The sequence below is a fragment of the Rhodospirillales bacterium genome (genome assembly GCA_016710335.1).
In the GTDB taxonomy this organism is placed as follows: Bacteria; Pseudomonadota; Alphaproteobacteria; order Rhodospirillales; family Defluviicoccaceae; genus JADJXQ01.
In genome coordinates this window covers 44,622-62,103 of sequence record JADJXQ010000008.1, presented here as the reverse complement: position 1 = coordinate 62,103, position 17,482 = coordinate 44,622, and the positions used below count along the sequence as shown (strand labels likewise).

At 65.2% G+C, this 17,482-nt stretch carries 14 protein-coding genes; 4 read left to right on the top strand and 10 right to left on the bottom strand.

Going from position 1 to position 17,482, the window contains the following annotated elements; genetic code table 11:
- Window positions 1–22 precede the first annotated feature (22 nt).
- Window positions 23–1,156 carry an NAD-dependent epimerase/dehydratase family protein gene (locus IPM60_12890; protein ID MBK8908758.1) on the bottom strand — a complete coding sequence of 378 codons (1,134 nt, stop codon included), beginning with the start codon at window positions 1,154–1,156 and terminating at the stop codon, window positions 23–25.
- Window positions 1,157–1,824: 668 nt separating this feature from the next.
- Here IPM60_12890 and IPM60_12885 point away from each other — a divergent pair.
- The 3 genes from IPM60_12885 to IPM60_12875 are packed head-to-tail and all read left to right on the top strand — an operon-like array spanning window position 1,825 to window position 4,993.
- The gene (locus IPM60_12885; GenBank protein ID MBK8908757.1) at window positions 1,825–3,180 is read left to right on the top strand and encodes a hypothetical protein; all 1,356 of its coding nucleotides are present in this window, start codon (window positions 1,825–1,827) and stop codon (window positions 3,178–3,180) included.
- Window positions 3,078–3,647 (top strand): ATP-binding cassette domain-containing protein, encoded by a 570-nt coding sequence (locus IPM60_12880; protein MBK8908756.1) that lies wholly within the window; start codon window positions 3,078–3,080, stop codon window positions 3,645–3,647. The genes IPM60_12885 and IPM60_12880 overlap by 103 nt, the downstream gene beginning before the upstream one ends.
- An 8-nt stretch (window positions 3,648–3,655) precedes the next feature.
- Entirely contained in the window at window positions 3,656–4,993 is a 1,338-nt protein-coding gene (locus IPM60_12875) for an HlyD family type I secretion periplasmic adaptor subunit (GenBank protein ID MBK8908755.1), read from the top strand.
- Between the two features lie 58 nt (window positions 4,994–5,051).
- Here the strand turns inward: IPM60_12875 and IPM60_12870 are convergent, their stop codons facing one another.
- Window positions 5,052–6,362 (bottom strand): TolC family outer membrane protein, encoded by a 1,311-nt coding sequence (locus IPM60_12870; GenBank protein MBK8908754.1) that lies wholly within the window; start codon window positions 6,360–6,362, stop codon window positions 5,052–5,054.
- A 259-nt stretch (window positions 6,363–6,621) separates the two neighbouring features.
- Complete coding sequence (locus IPM60_12865; GenBank protein MBK8908753.1) at window positions 6,622–6,927, bottom strand: hypothetical protein; 306 nt, start codon at window positions 6,925–6,927, stop codon at window positions 6,622–6,624.
- Between the two features lie 132 nt (window positions 6,928–7,059).
- Between IPM60_12865 and IPM60_12860 the strand changes: the two genes are divergently transcribed.
- Window positions 7,060–7,281: an addiction module protein gene (locus IPM60_12860; protein ID MBK8908752.1), complete on the top strand. Its 222-nt coding sequence runs from the start codon at window positions 7,060–7,062 to the stop codon at window positions 7,279–7,281.
- A gap of 278 nt (window positions 7,282–7,559) precedes the next feature.
- Here the strand turns inward: IPM60_12860 and IPM60_12855 are convergent, their stop codons facing one another.
- From IPM60_12855 to glgX, 7 genes are all read right to left on the bottom strand, one after another.
- Window positions 7,560–7,856, bottom strand: coding sequence for a MoaD/ThiS family protein (locus IPM60_12855; protein MBK8908751.1), 297 nt, complete (start codon window positions 7,854–7,856; stop codon window positions 7,560–7,562).
- A 21-nt stretch (window positions 7,857–7,877) separates the two neighbouring features.
- Window positions 7,878–8,960, bottom strand: coding sequence for an exo-alpha-sialidase (locus IPM60_12850; protein ID MBK8908750.1), 1,083 nt, complete (start codon window positions 8,958–8,960; stop codon window positions 7,878–7,880).
- Between the two features lie 22 nt (window positions 8,961–8,982).
- Complete coding sequence (locus IPM60_12845; protein ID MBK8908749.1) at window positions 8,983–9,273, bottom strand: hypothetical protein; 291 nt, start codon at window positions 9,271–9,273, stop codon at window positions 8,983–8,985.
- Between the two features lie 32 nt (window positions 9,274–9,305).
- Window positions 9,306–10,163, bottom strand: a complete 858-nt coding sequence (locus tag IPM60_12840) for a 3-hydroxybutyryl-CoA dehydrogenase (protein ID MBK8908748.1) — start codon at window positions 10,161–10,163, stop codon at window positions 9,306–9,308.
- A gap of 170 nt (window positions 10,164–10,333) precedes the next feature.
- Window positions 10,334–13,279 carry a malto-oligosyltrehalose synthase gene (gene treY, locus IPM60_12835; GenBank protein ID MBK8908747.1) on the bottom strand — a complete coding sequence of 982 codons (2,946 nt, stop codon included), beginning with the start codon at window positions 13,277–13,279 and terminating at the stop codon, window positions 10,334–10,336.
- On the bottom strand, window positions 13,276–15,126 hold the full coding sequence (treZ, locus tag IPM60_12830; GenBank protein ID MBK8908746.1) for a malto-oligosyltrehalose trehalohydrolase: 1,851 nt from the start codon (window positions 15,124–15,126) through the stop codon (window positions 13,276–13,278). The genes treY and treZ overlap by 4 nt, the downstream gene beginning before the upstream one ends.
- Window positions 15,127–15,151: 25 nt before the next feature.
- On the bottom strand, window positions 15,152–17,323 hold the full coding sequence (gene glgX, locus IPM60_12825; protein ID MBK8908745.1) for a glycogen debranching protein GlgX: 2,172 nt from the start codon (window positions 17,321–17,323) through the stop codon (window positions 15,152–15,154).
- Between the last annotated feature and the right edge of the window lie 159 nt (window positions 17,324–17,482).

Genomic DNA, 17,482 nt, shown 5'->3' with positions numbered 1-17,482 from the left:
CGCGGTCCGATCGCCAAGCCCCCTATCCGGTCGCTGCCCGACTGATCGCCGCCTGGTCGGCCTTCCGGCCATAGAGGTCGTAGTAGTAGGAGATCGTCTCATGCAGCACCTCGCGCAGCGGAGTCTTCGGTGTCCAGCCGAGCACCGCCGTTTCCTTGCCGATGTCCAGCATGCGGCGGTCGCAATCCTCGTACCCAGGGCCGTAGAACGCTTGGGAGGATACGTGAACCAGCGGATGATTGCGGTAACGCACGTCGCCGCTAACCTCGGCCATCACGTCGCGCATCATGTGTGCCAGTTCGAGCATCGACACCTCGTTGGCGGGGTTGCCGATGTTGAAGATGTGGTTGAGAGCGCCCGGCCGGTCGAGCGCCGCAACAGTAGCGTCGATGGCATCATGGATGGAGGTGATGGTGCGGAGTGCGCCGCCGCCGTCCACGATCTCCAGCGGCTCACCGAGCAGGAGCGCGCCAAGGAAGCAGGCGAGCACCCGCGGCTTGCCTTCCCCCTCGATGCCGCGAATGTAGTCCATGCGCGGGCCGAAGAAGTTGAACGGCCGAATGATGACATAGGGCAGGCCGCGCTCGTGGTGATAGGCGTAGATCAGGCGCTCCATGAGCTGCTTTGCGGCGGCGTAGCTCCAGCGCTGGTTCTGGGTCGGCCCCAGGAGCAACGGCGAGCGCTCCGTGTCGAGTTCGAAGAGCGATGGATCGTCATATCGGTTGTTCGGCAGGTAGCTGGCGATGGTCCGCCCGTACACTTCGCTGGTCGAGAAGTGCATGAGCGGCGTGTTGGACTCCGCTGCCAGCTCGACAAGGTGATAGGCGTCGATGAAGTTGGTGTAGAGGGTGAGCAGCGGCTCGGTGTTGTATTGGGATGGGTTACACACCGCCGAAAGATTGATCACCCAGTCCGCCCATTTTACATCCGCGCGCAACTGCTCGCGGAAAGCCGGATCTGCTACGCTGTGCTGACGGAAGACCAGCCGACCATGGTCGATGTGCTGTTCGATCTTGTCGCTGTTGAGGTCCCAGCCGATGATCTCGCTGCGTCCGTCGCCGGCCAGGCGGTCGAGCAGGTGACTGCCGATAAAGCCGCTGCAACCAAGCACGAGCAGCCGTCGCGCGCCTGCGGGCGCTGTTCCCGCGTCCTTCATCCACAACCTCCAATAGTCGATCGGTTCTTGTTTTGGTGGTAGTATACCGGACGCGCTGCAAGCTGGCTAGAAACAAATGAAAAGCAGTCTGCCAATCCGCGCAAAAAATGCGGCTTTGCCTCGTTGCCTCTATGAACCACAAGCCATGCGGCAGATGCATGCGCGTCGACGCTGCGATGGCCGGCATTTGCGCTTGCGACCGCACCGCGATCATGCAATTATGTCGAGAAAAATGAAGTGGCGGGACTGCTAATAAGACGTACATCCAAATCCATACAGGGTCGGCGGCATAGGGTCAGCGGCATAGGATCGGCGGCGGGCGCCGGACAATCGCGGCGAAGTGCCTGCGTATTGCCGGACGAGGCGCGGCGGTCGGGCTTCCGGAGCAGTGTCGGCGGCAATCGCGCCCGGCGGGTGGCGCACAGGCTGTCGCTCCGGCCCCGTTCAATCGGTTGAAGCGGCGCCGAGCAGTGCCGTCGAGCCAGTTGTGAAGCGAGCTTGTCGCGACCCGCGCCGGGAAACCGAGCCTGGCGGGACCGGCGCCGAGACCGAGGACGGGTTCGCCCGAGTTGTGCCGCTGACGGCAGCGAGTTGTGCCGCTGACGGCAGCGCCGCTGAGGCAGAGAGATTGTTGAATTGGGGCAGATCAAGGGGGCCCGACAGAAGCGATGGCGAAACGCACCACATCAGACGCAAAGAACCCGCTCGATGAGGCGATGTCGGAGGCGCGCCGCGGCCTATGGGTCGCGGCCGTGTTCAGTTTTTTTCAGAACCTCCTGATCCTGGCGATTCCGCTCTACCTGTTTCAAATCTTCGACCGAGTGATTGCCACCGGGCGGGTGGAAACCCTAGTGGCGCTGACGGTGATCGCTGTTTTCGCCCTGTTCATCATGGGCGTGCTGCACATGTTGAGAAGCCGGGTACTCATTCGGGTCAGCACCTGGTTCGAAAACAGGCTCGGGGCAAGCATCATCACCGCCACCATGAACGCCGCCGTTTCCGGCCGGCCGGCCGGCACCGAAGCACTGCGCGAACTCGGTCAGATCCGCGGCTTTCTATCCAGCGCCGCCTTGTACCCGGTGTTCGACGCGCCGTGGACGGTAATTTTCATCGGCGTCATCTGGATGATGCACCCGTGGACCGGCATGTATGCGATCGCCGGGGCGGTGGTGCTGCTGGCCATCGCCGTCGCCGCCGCACTTGCAACCCGAAAGCCGCTGGAAGAAGCCAACCGCAGCAACCTCAAAGCGCTGGAGGGCACCAGTGCGGCGATGCGTAACGTCGACGTCATCCAGGGGATGGGCATGCTGTCCGCCGTGATCCGCCGCTGGGGCGGAAACATGGCCCACGTCGAACGGTATTTGACGGCCGGCACCGATCGCAGCGGCATGTTCACGGCGCTCACGGTGTTTCTTCGTCAGTCCATGCAGATTGGCATCCTCGGGCTCGGCGCGCTGCTCGTCATCAAGGGCGAAATGACCGGCGGCGGCATTATCGTCTGTTCCATATTGCTCGGCCGCGCTCTCGGTCCGGTGGAGCAGGCCGTCGGCTCCTGGAAGGCGTTCATCAACGTCCGCGCGAGCTTCCGGCGACTGCGCGAGCTGTTCGAAACATGGCAGGACGACAGCCAGACGACTCGCCTGCCGGCGCCGACCGGCCGGGTGACCTTCGAACATGTCTTGTTCGCGCCGCCGGGTGCCAAGGAAGCAGTGTTGAAGAACGTCGGTTTCGAGCTCCCGCCAGGTGAGGTGTTGGCGGTGATCGGTCCTTCCGCCTCGGGCAAGTCGACGCACTGTGCCGCTTGCTGGTCGGGATGTGGAAACCGCGCAACGGCCACGTCCGTCTGGACGGTGCCGACGTTCACAATTGGGATCGGGATGATATCGGCCGTCATATCGGCTACCTGCCGCAGGACGTGGAATTGTTTGCCGGCACGATCCGCGACAACATCGCCCGCATGCGGGACGACGCCACTGACGAGCAGGTGGTGGAGGCAGCATGGCTCGCCGGCTGCCACGACTTGATCCTGCAACTGCCCAATGCCTACGACACGGAGGTGGGCCCCGGCGGGGCCACCATCTCCGGCGGGCAGAGGCAGCGCATCGGTTTGGCTCGGGCGGTGTTCGGCGGGCCGAAACTGGTGGTTCTGGACGAGCCGGATTCCAACCTGGATCAGGAGGGGGAGGCGGCGTTGGTGCAGGCTGTCCGCCTGTTGAAAGAGCGCGGCAGCACCGTCATTCTGGTGACGCACCGCAAGTCCTTCATGCGCGACGTCGACCGGGTGCTGGTGCTCTATGATGGCACGGTCGCCATGTTCGGGGCGAGGGACGAGGTGCTTAAGCAACTGCAACGCGGCGTGCCGGCGGCGCAGTCCATCGCCGCGCAGAAGAGCAAACGCAACGCCATTCAGCCGGTCCCCGAGAGTGGCGCGAAAGCTGACGCCGACGCCGACGCCGGCGCTCCGCGCGCCGCTGCACAGCAAGGGAGTTGAGGCCAGCCATGGAGACGTTACTTCTTCCGAGTCCCGACGCTCCGAAGCAGCGCCCGCTGATGAAAACGCTGCGCAGCACGATGGTCACCGGCGCGGTGGTCATCGTCGTGTTCTTCTTCGGCATCGGCGGCTGGGCCGCCGTCGCGCCGCTTGCCAAGGCGGTGATTGCCTCGGGCTTGGTTGCCCCCGACATCAGCCGGCAGACCGTCCAGCATCTTGAAGGCGGCATCATCCATGAGATCCGCGTCCGCGACGGCGATATGGTCACAGCGGGCGATGTCCTTCTCGTTCTGCAGAGCATCAAGGCGTCCGGGGATCACGGCATCGTCTTGACCCGTTTGCGGACGCAGTTGGTCAAGCATGCGCGCCTGGTTGCGGAGCGGGCGAATGCGGACCGCATTCACCTGACCAATCCGCTGGTCATCGATGTCGAAGATCCCGAGATCAAGAAAATCATCGAGGCTCAGGCGCAGCAGTTCAAGAGCCGCCGCGCCAACCATCTCAGCACGCTCGCCATCCTCGCCCAGCGCATCGAGCAGCACGCGAAGCAGATCGGCGGCTATGAGCGTCAGCTCGAGTCGGTGAAAGAGCAGCGCCGGCTGATCGAGCTCGAGTTGGCCGACGTGCGCACGTTGGTCGAAAAACAGCTGGCGCCGCGGCCGCGTCTTCTGGCGCTGCAGCGCACCCAGGCGGAACTTCTCGGCGATCAGGGCAGTCTCGAGGCGAATGTCGCGCAGACCGAGGAAGCCATTTCGGAAACTAAGATGCGCATGAAGACCCTCGAAGTGCAGCGGCTGGAGCAGATCGACACGGATCTCGCCGAGACGCAGGAGCAGATTTCCGAGCTGGAGCAGCTACTGGCGCAGAGCGAGGACATTCTGACCCGCACCGAAGTCCGCGCTCCGGTCAGCGGCATCGTCATCGACAGCAGCTTCAAGACCCCGGGAGGCGTCATCCAGCCGGGTGAACCCATCCTCGATATCGTGCCGTCGGAGGATGTTCTGATCATCGACGCCAAGGTGAGCCTGACGGACGCGGATGACGTGCACCCCGGCCTGCCGGCGCGGGTGATGTTCCCGTCCTTCTCGGTGCGCAACGCCGAGCAGATCAGGGGCAAGGTGCTGTCGGTGTCGGCCGATGTGCTCCAGGACAAGCTCACTGGCCATCACTACTTCCAAACCAAGATCGAGGTTGACCGGGATCACCTGAAGGAAGTGGCGCCGGAGATCCAGTTGCAGGCCGGCCTGCCGGCAGAGGTCTTCATCACCACCGGGGAACGGACCGTTCTCAAGTTCTTCCTCGACCCGTTCGTGCAGAGCGTCCGCCGCGCCTTCACCTCCACCTGAACCCGCGCGCGAGGTCGGCGGAGGTCGCGTTTACCCCGACCTCCAGTCGAGGTTTGCTTCAATTGCGGAGGTCGAGGGCGCTTGGGGTTAGGCGGCCCATAGCCTGCAAGACCTGATAGACCGCCGTCATGGCATCGTATTGTGCGACGGTCAGGTTGATGCGGGCGTTGTTGACCTCGTCCTCGGCGATCAACACGTTGATCACCGTCTCCTTGCCGGATTCGCGAAGGTCGCGGCGCGCCTCGAATACGTCTTCCGCAATCGCGACGGCTTTGACCAGCAACGCCTGACGTTCGCGGGCCGTGCGCAATTGCTGCCAGGCGAGGCGGGTCGCTTCGACGACGCTTCTAGTCACCCATTCGTGGTTGTCCTGGCTGGCGCGGTAGTCGTAGGCCGCCTGCTTGACGCCCGCAGTCGTCGCGAAGCCGTTAAATATGTTCCAGGTCGCCTGCAGCAGGACCGAGAAGTCGCGGCGGTTACCAGGCTGCAAGTCGTAGTTGCTTTCGTAGTCGGCAGCCGTCACGACATCCAGTTTCGGGTAGAAATCGGCCTTGGCCAGACGTCGACGCTCGGCCGCAACTTCGACCGTCGCCAGGCTCGAGGTGACGGCCGGGTTGTCGTGGCGCGCCGCATCCACGGCGGCCTCGATGTTCGGCGGCAAGAGATGTTCGGGCGGGGTCGGATTCGACAGACCCTCCAGGTGGGGCGCATGATTGAACACCTGGATGTAGCGGCTGATCGCATCCTGCAACGCGCCTTCGAACGCCACCCGCCGCTCTTCGGCGATCTGCATCCGCGCCCTAGCCTGAAGCACGTCAACGGTGATGCCGGCGCCGCGCTCCACCCTCTCGTCCTCCAGACGCGCCTGCGTCCTGATGGAATCCTCGCTGATGCGCGCCAGCTCGACCAGCCGGCGCTGGCGCAGGATGTCGAGATAGGCGCCGATGCCGGCGATCAACACCTCCTGAATCCGGCCTTCCAGCGTTTGTTCCGCCACCTCCGTGTTGAGGCGCGCCATGCGGACCCGCGCCGGCGTCTCGAAGCCGTCGAACACGTTCTGCGCCAGCGTCATCCGCACTACCTTCTGCACTTCAGTGAACGGTTCCAGACCGAGTTCCTCCCGTGTTTCCGTCTGGATGTTGGTCGGCCCGATATTGCCGGTGACATCGAGTTGCGGCGCGTAGCCTGCAAAGGCCTGGTCGACCTGTTGACGGGTCGCTTCCAGACTGGCGCGCTCGGCGCGGATGCGCGGATGGTCGGCGATGAGGCCGGCGAGCTCCGACTTGAACGAGGGCGACGCCGCCAGGGACGCGCCGGAGCAGAAAACGGCGAACGCACCGCCCATGATGCAAACGCTGACAGCTTCCATCAATCGCGGCACTTGCTCTGCCTCACCTCCGAACCGTCCGGATACGGACCTGCAATCGACGCGAAGCAAAGTGTACTTGAAGATGATTCCGGGTCAAATTAATGGCTTACGGAGCTTCCCGAAGACACCGTGGGGGCAAGCAGCCGCACCTGCCGCCGGAGATGCAGACGCCAGGGCGCAACATGTTCAAAATGCACGCAGTTTCCCCCAAACGAGGCATCCCCCGCCAACGCTCCGCAGCAGCCGAGACGAATGGCAGTCATGAGAATCCGACCGGCCGTGATTTTTTTGCAACGAAGCTGGGGACCTTCTCGCGCGGCAATCCGCCGTGCGTGCTCGGATAGCTATAGCCGTGCATCAGCACGACCGCGAAGGAGCGGATGCCGGCGCGGTATGCGTCCGCGAGGGCGGGATGGCCGTCCTCCGCGCCGTATCTGCACAGGAGGACCGAGAGAAGCCGGGTAAAGGGATCTTTGGCAAAGCGCACATCGTCCTTGGCGCCGTTACCCGGCCCGGGGGACTCGACCTGGCGCCCGACGCCATGCACCGGGAAGTCCGGGACCACGGCGTGTGGGTTGTGCGCTAGCGGCGGCGGCGCCGATCGGTATTCGCTGTGCCCTTTAGGAACAGGTCACATCATCAGGCGCGATCGTTTAAGATCGCATCGATGCCTTCATTTGTTTGGGAGAGCGACACGATGAACGAACTGGTGGAGGAACTGAGCCGGCGCGCGAGAGACCTGCCGCCGAAGGACCGGGTCGAGTTGCTTGATGACATTCTGGCGAGCCTGGACGCACCGGACGAGCGATTGGATGCAGCATGGGCCGCCGAAGCGGAGTCGCGTCTGGAGGCCTATCGACGCGGCGAACTCAACGCGATGCCGATCGGCGACATTCTCGCCAAGCACCGCACGCCTTGAAACTTTCTATCCTCGAAGTCGCCCGCGCCGAGTTCGAAGAAGCCATTGCTCGCGGCCCACCTCTACCAGCGCGCCGTATTCAGCCGAGAGGCGATTCTTGAAAGATACATCGTATGCCTTGCCGAGGTCGCGGGAGACCTCGCCCGTCTTGATCAACTCCGTATGCATTGCGGCACGGACACCCATGCCTCTTGAGGCCCGGACCGAGCGCAAGTAGCAGGAACCCTGTAGATGGCGAAGGCTTCGGGTCTGAAAACTCGGTCGCCTTCAGCATGACGTCAGCCGCCGCTCATGGCTGTCAGGATGTAGACGTCTGCGCCGGGCGTGAGTTCAGTTTCAAGCGTGGATTGCTCGCCGTTGACGAAGACGTTGATGTGTCGCCGGATCGCGGGCCGCGAATCGCAGAGGCGGTCTCGCATACCAGGCCACCGCGCATCGAGAGCGTCGAGCAAGGCGTCAACGGTCGCCGCGCTCACCTCCACGCGCGGCGGCGCGCCTGGAAACAGCGAGACGAGTGGGGCCGGCAACACCACCGTTACGGTCGGCAGCGCGGAAGCGGGATGATCGTGAGGCATCGGGCATCCCCGTGACGTGGACTAACCTCCGACAACGAGCGTCTCGACGGAGGTGATCGCCGGCAGGTGCTGTGCGATGCTTGTCCAGGTGTCGCCCTCGTCGGTGCTGGCGAAAAGCGCGCCGGAGGTGGTGCCGAAGTAGACGCCGGCCGGTTCCAGGGGGTCCGTGGCCAGTGCCTGCCGGTAGACGCTTAAGAAGGCGTTCTCCTGCGGTAGGCCGGCGCGCAGATCCTGCCAGGTCGCGCCGCCGTCGCGGGTGCGCCAGACGGCGGCCTTGGCTTCCGGCATGTAGCGCCCAACACTGTCACCGTTGAGCGGCACCAGGTAAAGCGTTTCAGGGTCCCGGGGATGGGCGGCGGCGGGGAACCCGAAAGTGGACGGCAGGCCCGGCTCGATGCTGTCCCAGCCGCGCCCGCCGTCGTCGCTGCGGTACATGCCGCAGTGGTTCTGCTGATAGAGGCGGTCGGGCAAGCCCGGCGCCATCACCAACGAATGTACGCACTGGCCGTACTCGGCGTATCGATACTCCTCCGGCAGAAAGTCGTTCCGAGTTCCCTTGTTGCGGGGCTCCCAGGTCTTGCCGCCATCAGCGGTGCTGAACACGCCGCCGGTCGAGATCGCCACCCAAAGCCGATCCCCGTCCTCAGGGTGTGGCAGCACTGCATGGAGAATCAGTCCGCCGCCTCCGGGTTGCCACTCGGGACGCGAGGGGTGGTCGCGCAGGCCTGCAACGTGTTGCCAGGTCGCCCCGCCATCGTTGCTTCGGAACAGGCCAGCCGGCTCGACGCCCGCGTACAGGCGTCCGTCTGCTTGCGCCAAGCTCCAGACGGCCTTGACCGGGTCTTCTTGCGGTGGGAAGGCCAAGCCTTCGCTCGAGTGTGTCCAGGTCGCGCCGAGATCCTCTGATTTCCAAACCGCCGGGCCGAACCACTCGTTGCCGCCGGCGGCGTAGATCGCGCCGCTCGCCGGATCGCCGACGACATGATTGATCGGCCACGCCTCGCAGAACGGGCCGCGCAGCCCCCACTGGTTGCGCCTTCCGTCACCTTCTAACAGGAAGACGCCCTTCCTGGTGCCGACCAGCAGCAGTACGGTCTTCGTCATCTCGGCCTCGCTTGCCGACGCTCTAGGCCCTGACCGCCACCTCCGCCTTCCCGGCGATGATTTCGGGGGGGTCGGGCTGTAGGTCGGCGACGTTCTCCTGCATCCACTTGGCGGCGGTTTCGTTCGACTCCAACGCCATGCGCTCGGTGGAGAAGATGCTGACCGTCGCCATGGTGCCGTTGCCGCCGTCGACGGCGTAGTAGGCGATGAAGCCGGGCGAGCGCTTGAGCAGCGGCACGAAGCTCTCGGCGATCATCCCGCACACCTTGCGGACGTTCTTGACGTTCTGATAGCGGCGGACGCTGATGTACATGGCGGCCCTCCCAAAAAATACGTGAGCGCGCGTCAGGCCTTGGAATAGTCGTAGAAGCCGCGGCCGGTCTTGCGGCCGAGGTAGCCGGCGTCGACCATCTGCTTCAGGAGCGGGCTTGGCCGGTACTTGGGATCCTCGAAGCCCTGGTAAAGGGTCTCCATGACGTTGAGGACGATGTCGAGGCCGATGAGGTCGGCGAGGGCCAGCGGCCCCATCGGGTGGTTGGCGCCGAGCTTCATCACCTCGTCGATGTCCTCGGGCTGGGCGAGGCCCTCGTAGAGGCAGTTGACGCCCTCGTTGATCATCGGCACCAGCACCCGGTTGACCACGAAGCCGTAGGAATCCTTCACCACGTGCGGCACCTTGCCGACCTTGCGACTGACCTCTTCCACCGCGGCGCAGACGTCGTCGTCGGTCTGCAATGCCCGGATCACCTCGACCAGCTTCATCATCGGCACCGGATTGAAGAAGTGCATGCCGATCACCCGGCCCGGGCGTTTGGTAGCCGCGGCGATCTTGGTGAGCGAGATCGACGAGGTGTTGGAGGTGAGGATGGCTTCCGGCTTGCAGATCGCGTCCAGGTCCTTGAACAGGGCTACCTTGAGGCCGACTTCTTCCAGGGCGGCCTCGACGATCAGATCGCAGTCCGCGAATGGCTCCAACGCCGTCGCGGTCTGGATGCGGGCGAGGGCGGCGTCCTTGACGTCGGCGGTGATCTTGTCGCGAGAGGCGAGGCGCTCGAGGCTCTTCCTGATGGTGCCGAGGCCGCGCTGCACGAACTGCTCGTTGATGTCGCGCATCACCACGTCGAACCCCGCGACCGCGAACGCCTGGGCGATGCCGGAGCCCATTGTTCCCGCGCCGACCACGCCGACCTTCTGAATCTGCATCTCAGTCCCTCCCTGCTGCGTCACGCACTGTGGCGCCGTCGTGGCGTTCTGCGCCGACGGTCTTGCGGGCCGCGTTTTCGCACAGATCCGAAGCCAACGGAAGGGAATAGAGACGGGCCGGCGCCGCAGATCGCGCCATCGCCTCGGCGGTTACGCTTCGCTGATCCGGGCTATGCGGGGGACGCCGGGGGCGCGGGGACGCACACCGCAAAGGGCACCGTAGCGAACACGTCGGCGAGCGGCAAACGCAAGGCTCCGTCGGTGTCTGCTACGGCCTCCACCACCTCGTCGGTGAAGATGTTGCGCCAGCGACGCCCGCCGCCCGCATCGGGCAGGGCGACGGCCGTATCCGCCCACGCTTCCGCCCCGATCGGCAGCGCGCCGCCTTCGCCCATGAGCCCGGCGACGAGCCTCGGCACCGCCACCAGCAGCGGCTGCTCGCCGCCGGTGCGGAGGAACGCCGTGAGATGGGGAGCGGACGCGCCTTGGGCGTCGACCGGCACGTAGGCGCCGTCGCGGAACAGGTCCGACTCGCTCTGCCGCAATTGCAACAGTTTCCAGATCACGTACATCTTGATACCGCCGTCCCGCCAGACGTCCAGCAAGTCGCGGGCGGCGTTCCCGCGCATTCCCTTGATCTCCTGCAACTGCTTGGCGCGGGCGGTGAAATCGACCGGGCGGCGGTTGTCGGGGTCGACCAGGCTCAGTTCCCACAGCTCGCAACCCTGGTAGATGTCCGGGACGCCGGGGATGGTCAGCTTGAGGATCGTCTGGGCGAGGCCGTTGAGCACCCCGATCGGCGCGATGCGGTCGTGGAACGCCTGGACGTCGGCGACGAACGGGTTGGGATTGGCGACGTCCAGCACCCGGGTGATGAAGGTCTCGATCGCCCCCTCGTACTCCTCGTTGAACTGGATCCACATGGAATGGACCTTGGCTTCGCGCACCGCCTTCAGCATGTAGGCGACGAGGCGCTCGCGGAAGCCGTCCATGGCTCCCGGATCGATGGGCGCGTCGCTCGTGAACGCCAGCGGCCAGGCGCCGATGATGGTCTGATAGAACAGGTATTCGTCGTTGACGGTGGGCGCCGGGGCCCCGCTGACCTCGCTCTTGCGGCGCTGGTTGAGCGTCATCCAGCGCTGCACGCGCTCCGCCCATTCGTCGGGGATCTCCGACAACACGTTGATGCGCGCCCGCACGTCCTCGCCGCGCTTGGTGTCATGGGTGGCGGTACACACCATGGTGTGCGGCCACCGCCGCGCCTGTTCCTGTGCCTGGCGGTGAAACGCGGCCACCGACAGCCCGAAGTGGTTGGGCTCGCCGCCGACCTCGTTAAGTGAACTCAAGCGGTTGAAGCGATAGAATGCCGCGTCCTCGACGCCCTTTGCCATCACCGGCCCGGTGTACTGCTGCACCTTCATGGCGAGGCGCTGCACCTCGCGCCGGCTGTAGGGGCCGCGCCGGCCGCGCGCGTAATCCATGGTGACGACGCCGTAGAGAAAGTCGAACACGCTCATGTCGATGCGCTGGCTGCGGCGGCGGGCGTGGGCGATCGCCCAGTCGATGTCGCGCCGGTCCTCCGTCGACGCGCCGGAGCGGCCGACGTAGGTGCGGTAGACGGGGAAGCTGGCGACCAGCTCGCGGAGCGCCTGGCGCAGCCCGACAAGGGTGTGGTCACGGGTGAGCCAGCTCGTTTCGGCCAAACGGTTGAGCTGGTTGGCGAGAACCCGGAGCTCGCTCGCCAGCTCCAGATCCATGGCCTGCTTCTTGGCGTCGTAGGCCATGCGCTCGAAGCCGGGATGGCCGCCGACCAACTCCGCATACAGCCTGTCCAGCGCCGGCTCGCCGTCCGGATCGACGAACAGGCCGTTGATGCGGTTGAGGACTTCGTAGCCGGTGGTGCCGGCGATCGGCCAATCGTCGCGAAGGCGCTCATGAGGGGCCAGAATTTTCTCGACGACGATGTAGAGCTCCGCCGAGCCGTCGGCGTCGGCATCGCCCGATGCCGCCAGCTTCTCACGGGCCTTGTTCTGGAGGCGCACGAGGTAGTTCTTGGGATCGAACAGCCCGTCGATGTGGTCGATGCGGAGCCCGTGCAGGCGACCCGCGGCGATCAGGTCCAGCACGAAGCGGTGGACGTCCTCGAACACCTCCGGTTCCTCGACCCGGATGCCGGCCAGATCGTTGATCTGGAAAAAGCGTCGGTAGTTGATCTCCTCCGCCGCCACCCGCCAGAAGGCGAGGCGATACGGCTGCGCCTGCAGCAGGCGGTGGAGCTTCTGGAAGCCGGCGGGCTTGCCTTCGGCGCCGTTGAACATCGCCATGGCCCGGTCGATGGCGGCACGCACCGAAGCCCGATCACGAGCGAGCTCGGCCAATTGGCCTTTGAGGCGGTCCGCCTTGGCGCGGCGGACCGAGCGCTGGCGTCCTGACCGCAACTGCCGGCGCAGATCGCGGAAGCCCGCCAGCAGCAGCTCCAGCTCGACCAGGCCGGTCTCATCCTCCGCATCGGCCCGCAGCCCGGCGACGGCCTCCTGCAGGATCGGCGTGTATTCCCCTGGGGTGACAGGAAAGCGGTGCTGATAGTACCAGACGCTGAACGAACCCTCGGCGTCGTCGAACGCCAGCTTCAGCTCTCCGGCCTCGAGAATCTTCCCGTAGTGATCACCGAGGCTGGGCACCAGAACTTTGTGGCGTAGCTCGGGCTTGGCCGCCTGCCAGTCTATGTCGAAGTACTCGGCATAAGGCGACGCCTCGCCCCACTCCAGCACGTCCAGCCACCAGGCATTGTCGGCCAGCCCGATGCCCATGTGGTTGGGCACGAAATCGAGGATCTGGCCCATGCCATGGCGGTCGATGGCGTCGCAAAAGGCGAGGAACTGCGCCTCGTCGCCGACTTCGGGGTTGAGGGCGTTGTGATCGGTGATGTCATAGCCGTGGGTGCTGCCGGCGCGCGCCTTGAGATAGGGCGAGGCGTAGACGTGGCTGATGCCGAGCTCCGCCAGGTAGGGGATGATGGCCTCGGCATCCGCAAAGGTGAACGCGTTGTTGAACTGCAGCCTATAAGTCGCGAGCGGCGCGTACCGCCCGCGACGCACGGCTCCGGCCTCTGTCATGACACCTCCAGGAACCAGGCGACGGCCCACGGCGGCATCCCCTGCTTGGGCATGCTGCCTTCATATCCCTCGAACGCGTAGATCATGCGGCCGGCCGGACGCTCGGGGGGCAGGGGGGCGTGATCGGCCGAGAGATTGGCGATCAGGGTCAACGTCGATGAGTCTCCCAGCCGCCACGTACAAGTCAGGCCGCGGTCGCCCCAGGCAGTCCATGTTCCGCTGTGTCCGCCCGTTCCGGCCAGGTGCGGCACGATCTCCATGCGGCGGATTTCGAGCAACCGGCGGTGCAGCGCCAGCCATTCGCGGTGCTCGTCTTCGTCCAGATCGTTCCAGTCAAGGGCGCTGGCGCGGAACGTCGCCTCCACGGTCGGGTCGGGAATCCGCTCCCGCGCCGCCGGATCGCTGAACTCCGGAAACGACGCGAACTCCCGGCGCCGACCCTCGCGCACCGGCTCGGTCAGCTCCGGCCCGAAGTCGCAGAAAAACAGGAACGGCGTCTTCGCCCCCCATTCCTCGCCCATGAACAGCATCGGCGGCGACGGCGCCAGCAACAGGATCGCCGTCGCGGCCTGCACCGCCGCCGGCGCCGCCAGCACCGAGATGCGCTCGCCGAAAGCGCGATTGCCGATCTGGTCGTGGTTCTGCAGGAAATCGACGAAGGCGAGGGGCGGCAGATGGGCGCTGGCTTCGCCTCGCCGCTCTCCTTTGCGAAATCGCGACGGATCGTCCTGGTAGGCAAAGCCCTCGGTCAGGCAGCGGCCGAGATGGGCGACGGGTTTGTCGGCGTAGTCCGCGTAATATCCGGCGCTCTCGCCGCTGATCACGACGTGATAGGCATGGTGGCTGTCGTCGTTCCACTGGGCGACGTAATGCCGGGGACGACCGCCGTCCGTGCGCGCGAGGTAGCGCGCCTCGTTGTCGTCGTTTTCCAGCACCAGGTGAACGTGACGGTCGGCGTCGATGCTCTCGCTGACCGCGTCGGCGATCTCTTCGAGGATATCGGGCGAGGACCGGTCCTTGATGGCGTGCACGGCATCGAAGCGGAGTCCATCGAACCGGTATTCCTCAAGCCAGTAGATCGCGTTCTCAATGAAGAACTGGCGGACGAAGCGGCTGTCGGTGCCGTCGAAGTTGATGGCCGCACCCCACGGCGTTTCCCGCTCCGGATTGAAGAAGCGCCGGGCGTGGGCGTAGAGGTAGTTCCCTTCCGGCCCGAAGTGGTTGTAGACCACGTCGAGGAACACCATCAGCCCGAGACCGTGAGCGGCGTCGATCAGCGCCTTGAGGTCCTCCGGGCGCCCGTACGCGGCATCCGGGGCGAACAGGTAGCACCCGTCGTAGCCCCAGTCCCAGCGGCCGGGGAAGTCTGCGACCGGCATCAGTTCCACGGCGGTCACTCCGAGTTCCGCCAGATGCGGGAGACGCTCGATGGCGGAGCGGAAGGTGCCGCCCGGCGTGAACGTGCCGAGGTGCAGTTCGTAGAGCACCGTCTCCTCCCACGGCCGGCCGCGCCACGCCGTGTGCCGCCACCCGTAGGCGCCCGGATCGACCACCTCGCTGGCCCCATGCACGTCGTCCGGCTGGTAGCGGGAGGCGGGATCGGGGATCAGAAGGTCGCCGTCGATGCGGTAGCGATAGCGGGTCCCGGCGCCGGCGCCCTCGACCAGCGTCTCGTACCAGCCGTCGGAGTCGCGCCGCAGGTCGATGTCCCGGCCGCCGTTGCCGTCCTCCAGATGCAGCGAGACGGAGCGGGAGTCGGGCGCCCACAGGCGGAAGCGGACGCCGTCGGCGGTCACTTCGGCGCCGAACCGCGAGGGCCGACCCGATGATGATGGTGTTGTCGTCATGCTGTGTACACCTTGCTCCTGCGTCTCATGGTTTTCGGCTTGATGATTCCGGTTCGGTATCGGCAGCGGCGCGGATCAACAGCACCATCGACCGCGGTTGGACTTCGTACGTCTTCCGATCCTTCAGCACCGGACCGAAGTCGGTGTCGTCGTCCTCGTCGGTATCGAAAATGCGCTGCCAGCCGGCGCCGGACTTCATCGCCGGCAGGGTCCACGCAATGGCGGTGTGGCCGGCATTCATGATAACGAAGAAGTCGTCATCCGGTTGCGGCTCGCCCGTCGCCGTCAGATGATATTCTCCCGCTTCGCCGCGGATCAGAAAGCCGAGGGACTGGCGGCCATGCACAGCCCAGTCGGCGTCTCGCATTTCCGCTCCATCCGACCGGCACCAGACGATGTCCTGGACGGTCGTTCCCGGGATGGTGCGCGCATGGAAGAAGTGCGCCCGGTTGAACACGATGTGGTCGCGGCGGAGAAAAATGATCCGCCGGGCGAAGTCGAGAAAGCGCCGTTCCGCCTCGCCGCGGTTCTCCCATTCGAGCCAGCTGATCTCGTTGTCCTGGCAATACGCGTTGTTGTTGCCATGCTGGGAGCGGCCGAACTCGTCGCCGGCAACGAACATCGGCAAGCCCTGCGACAGCATCAGGGTCGCGAACAGATTGCGCCGCTGCTTCTCGCGGAGCCGGAGCACCGCAGGATCGCCGGTCGGTCCCTCGACGCCGCAGTTCCAGGAGTTGTTGTTGTCGGTGCCGTCGCGGTTGTTCTCCCGGTTGGCGTCGTTGTGCTTGCCGTTGTAGGAGACGAGGTCGGCGAGGGTGAATCCGTCATGGGCGGTGACGAAGTTGACGGATGCCCAAGGGCGGCGGCCGTTGGTATCGAAGATGTCGCTGGAGCCTGTGATACGCGTCGCAAGTTCTGCGACCATCCCGGTCTCGCCCTTCCAGAACCGGCGCACGGTGTCGCGGTAGCGGTCGTTCCATTCGGCCCAGCCGGGCGGAAAGCCGCCGAGGCGGTAGCCGCCGTCGCCCACGTCCCACGGCTCGGCGATGAGCTTGACCCGCGACAGCACCGGATCCTGGCGGATCGCGTCGAGGAAGCCGCAGTGGTGGTCGAAGCCGCCGTGGTCCTCGCGGGCGAGGGTCGACGCCAGGTCGAAGCGAAAGCCGTCGACGTGCATCTCCTCGACCCAGTAGCGCAAGGAATCCATGACCAGTTGCAGGACCTGCGGGTGATGCAGATTGAAGGCGTTGCCGCAGCCGGTGAAGTCCGTGTAGTAGCGGGGATTGCCGGGGACGAGACGATAATAGGACGCGTTGTCGATGCCGCGGAACGACAGCGTCGGGCCCATCTGGTTGCCTTCGGCGGTGTGGTTGTAGACGACGTCGAGGATCACCTCGATGTCGGCGGCATGGTAGGCCCTCACGAAGAGACGGAATTCGTCGATGTTGCGGCTGGCGAGGTAGCGTGGCTCGGGCGCAAAGAAGTTGAGGGTATTGTAGCCCCAGTAGTTGGTAAGCCCGTGTTCGACCAGGTGTCGGTCCTGGAGAAACGCTTGCACCGGCAACAACTCGATGGCGGTGATGCCGAGCTCCTGCAGATAGCGGATGATCGAGGGCGTGGCGAGGCCGGCGAAGGTGCCGCGCAGCTTGTCCGGCACGTCCGGATGGCGCATGGTCATGCCGCGCACGTGCGCTTCGTAAATGATCGCGTCGTGCCATTCGTGGTCAGGGTGGCGGTCATCGCCCCAGTCGAACCGGTTCTCCACTACGCGGCCCTTCGGCATCCAGCGAGCGTTGGTGCGCTTGCTCATGGCGAGGTCCGCCTTCGGCCCGCCGATGCGATACCCGAAGTGGGCGTCCGTCCACTTCAAGTTGCCGACGATAGCCTTGGCGTACGGATCGAGCAGGATCTTGAGGGGATTGAAGCGAAGCCCGGCCTCGGGCTTGTACGGTCCGTGCACGCGATAGCCGTAGGCCTGCCCCGGCCGGATGTCCGGGAGATAGCCGTGCCAGACCTCGTCGGTGTACTCGGGCAGCGGGATCCGGGCCGTCTCGCGAGCTCCGCTGCGGTCGAACAGGCACAACTCGACCTTCTCTGCGTGCTCCGAGAACAAGGAAAAGTTGACGCCGGAGCCGTCCCACGTGGCGCCGCGCGGGTACGGACGGCCCGGCCAGACCCGCAACTTTTTGGACGCCATCGTGATGCTCGGATTGTGGAGAGGGATCCGGGGCGGAAGCGGTCACAAAGTCGCGGCGATCAGGACTTTTGTCAATGCCGCGCTGCTAAGCGACCGCTGCTCCGGCACGCTGGGCGCGCCGGAGCTACGGACCTGGAGGAACTGGAGGGACGCAGAAAA

Coding starts and splice junctions, on each gene's coding strand:
- IPM60_12890 (MBK8908758.1), bottom strand. CDS start 1,156: ATGAAGGACGCGGGAACAGCGCCCGCAGGCGCGCGACGGCTGCTCGTG.
- IPM60_12885 (MBK8908757.1), top strand. CDS start 1,825: ATGGCGAAACGCACCACATCAGACGCAAAGAACCCGCTCGATGAGGCG.
- IPM60_12875 (MBK8908755.1), top strand. CDS start 3,656: ATGGAGACGTTACTTCTTCCGAGTCCCGACGCTCCGAAGCAGCGCCCG.
- IPM60_12870 (MBK8908754.1), bottom strand. CDS start 6,362: ATGGAAGCTGTCAGCGTTTGCATCATGGGCGGTGCGTTCGCCGTTTTC.
- IPM60_12860 (MBK8908752.1), top strand. CDS start 7,060: ATGAACGAACTGGTGGAGGAACTGAGCCGGCGCGCGAGAGACCTGCCG.
- IPM60_12855 (MBK8908751.1), bottom strand. CDS start 7,856: ATGCCTCACGATCATCCCGCTTCCGCGCTGCCGACCGTAACGGTGGTG.
- IPM60_12850 (MBK8908750.1), bottom strand. CDS start 8,960: ATGACGAAGACCGTACTGCTGCTGGTCGGCACCAGGAAGGGCGTCTTC.
- IPM60_12845 (MBK8908749.1), bottom strand. CDS start 9,273: ATGTACATCAGCGTCCGCCGCTATCAGAACGTCAAGAACGTCCGCAAG.
- IPM60_12840 (MBK8908748.1), bottom strand. CDS start 10,163: ATGCAGATTCAGAAGGTCGGCGTGGTCGGCGCGGGAACAATGGGCTCC.
- treY (MBK8908747.1), bottom strand. CDS start 13,279: ATGACAGAGGCCGGAGCCGTGCGTCGCGGGCGGTACGCGCCGCTCGCG.
- treZ (MBK8908746.1), bottom strand. CDS start 15,126: ATGACGACAACACCATCATCATCGGGTCGGCCCTCGCGGTTCGGCGCC.
- glgX (MBK8908745.1), bottom strand. CDS start 17,323: ATGGCGTCCAAAAAGTTGCGGGTCTGGCCGGGCCGTCCGTACCCGCGC.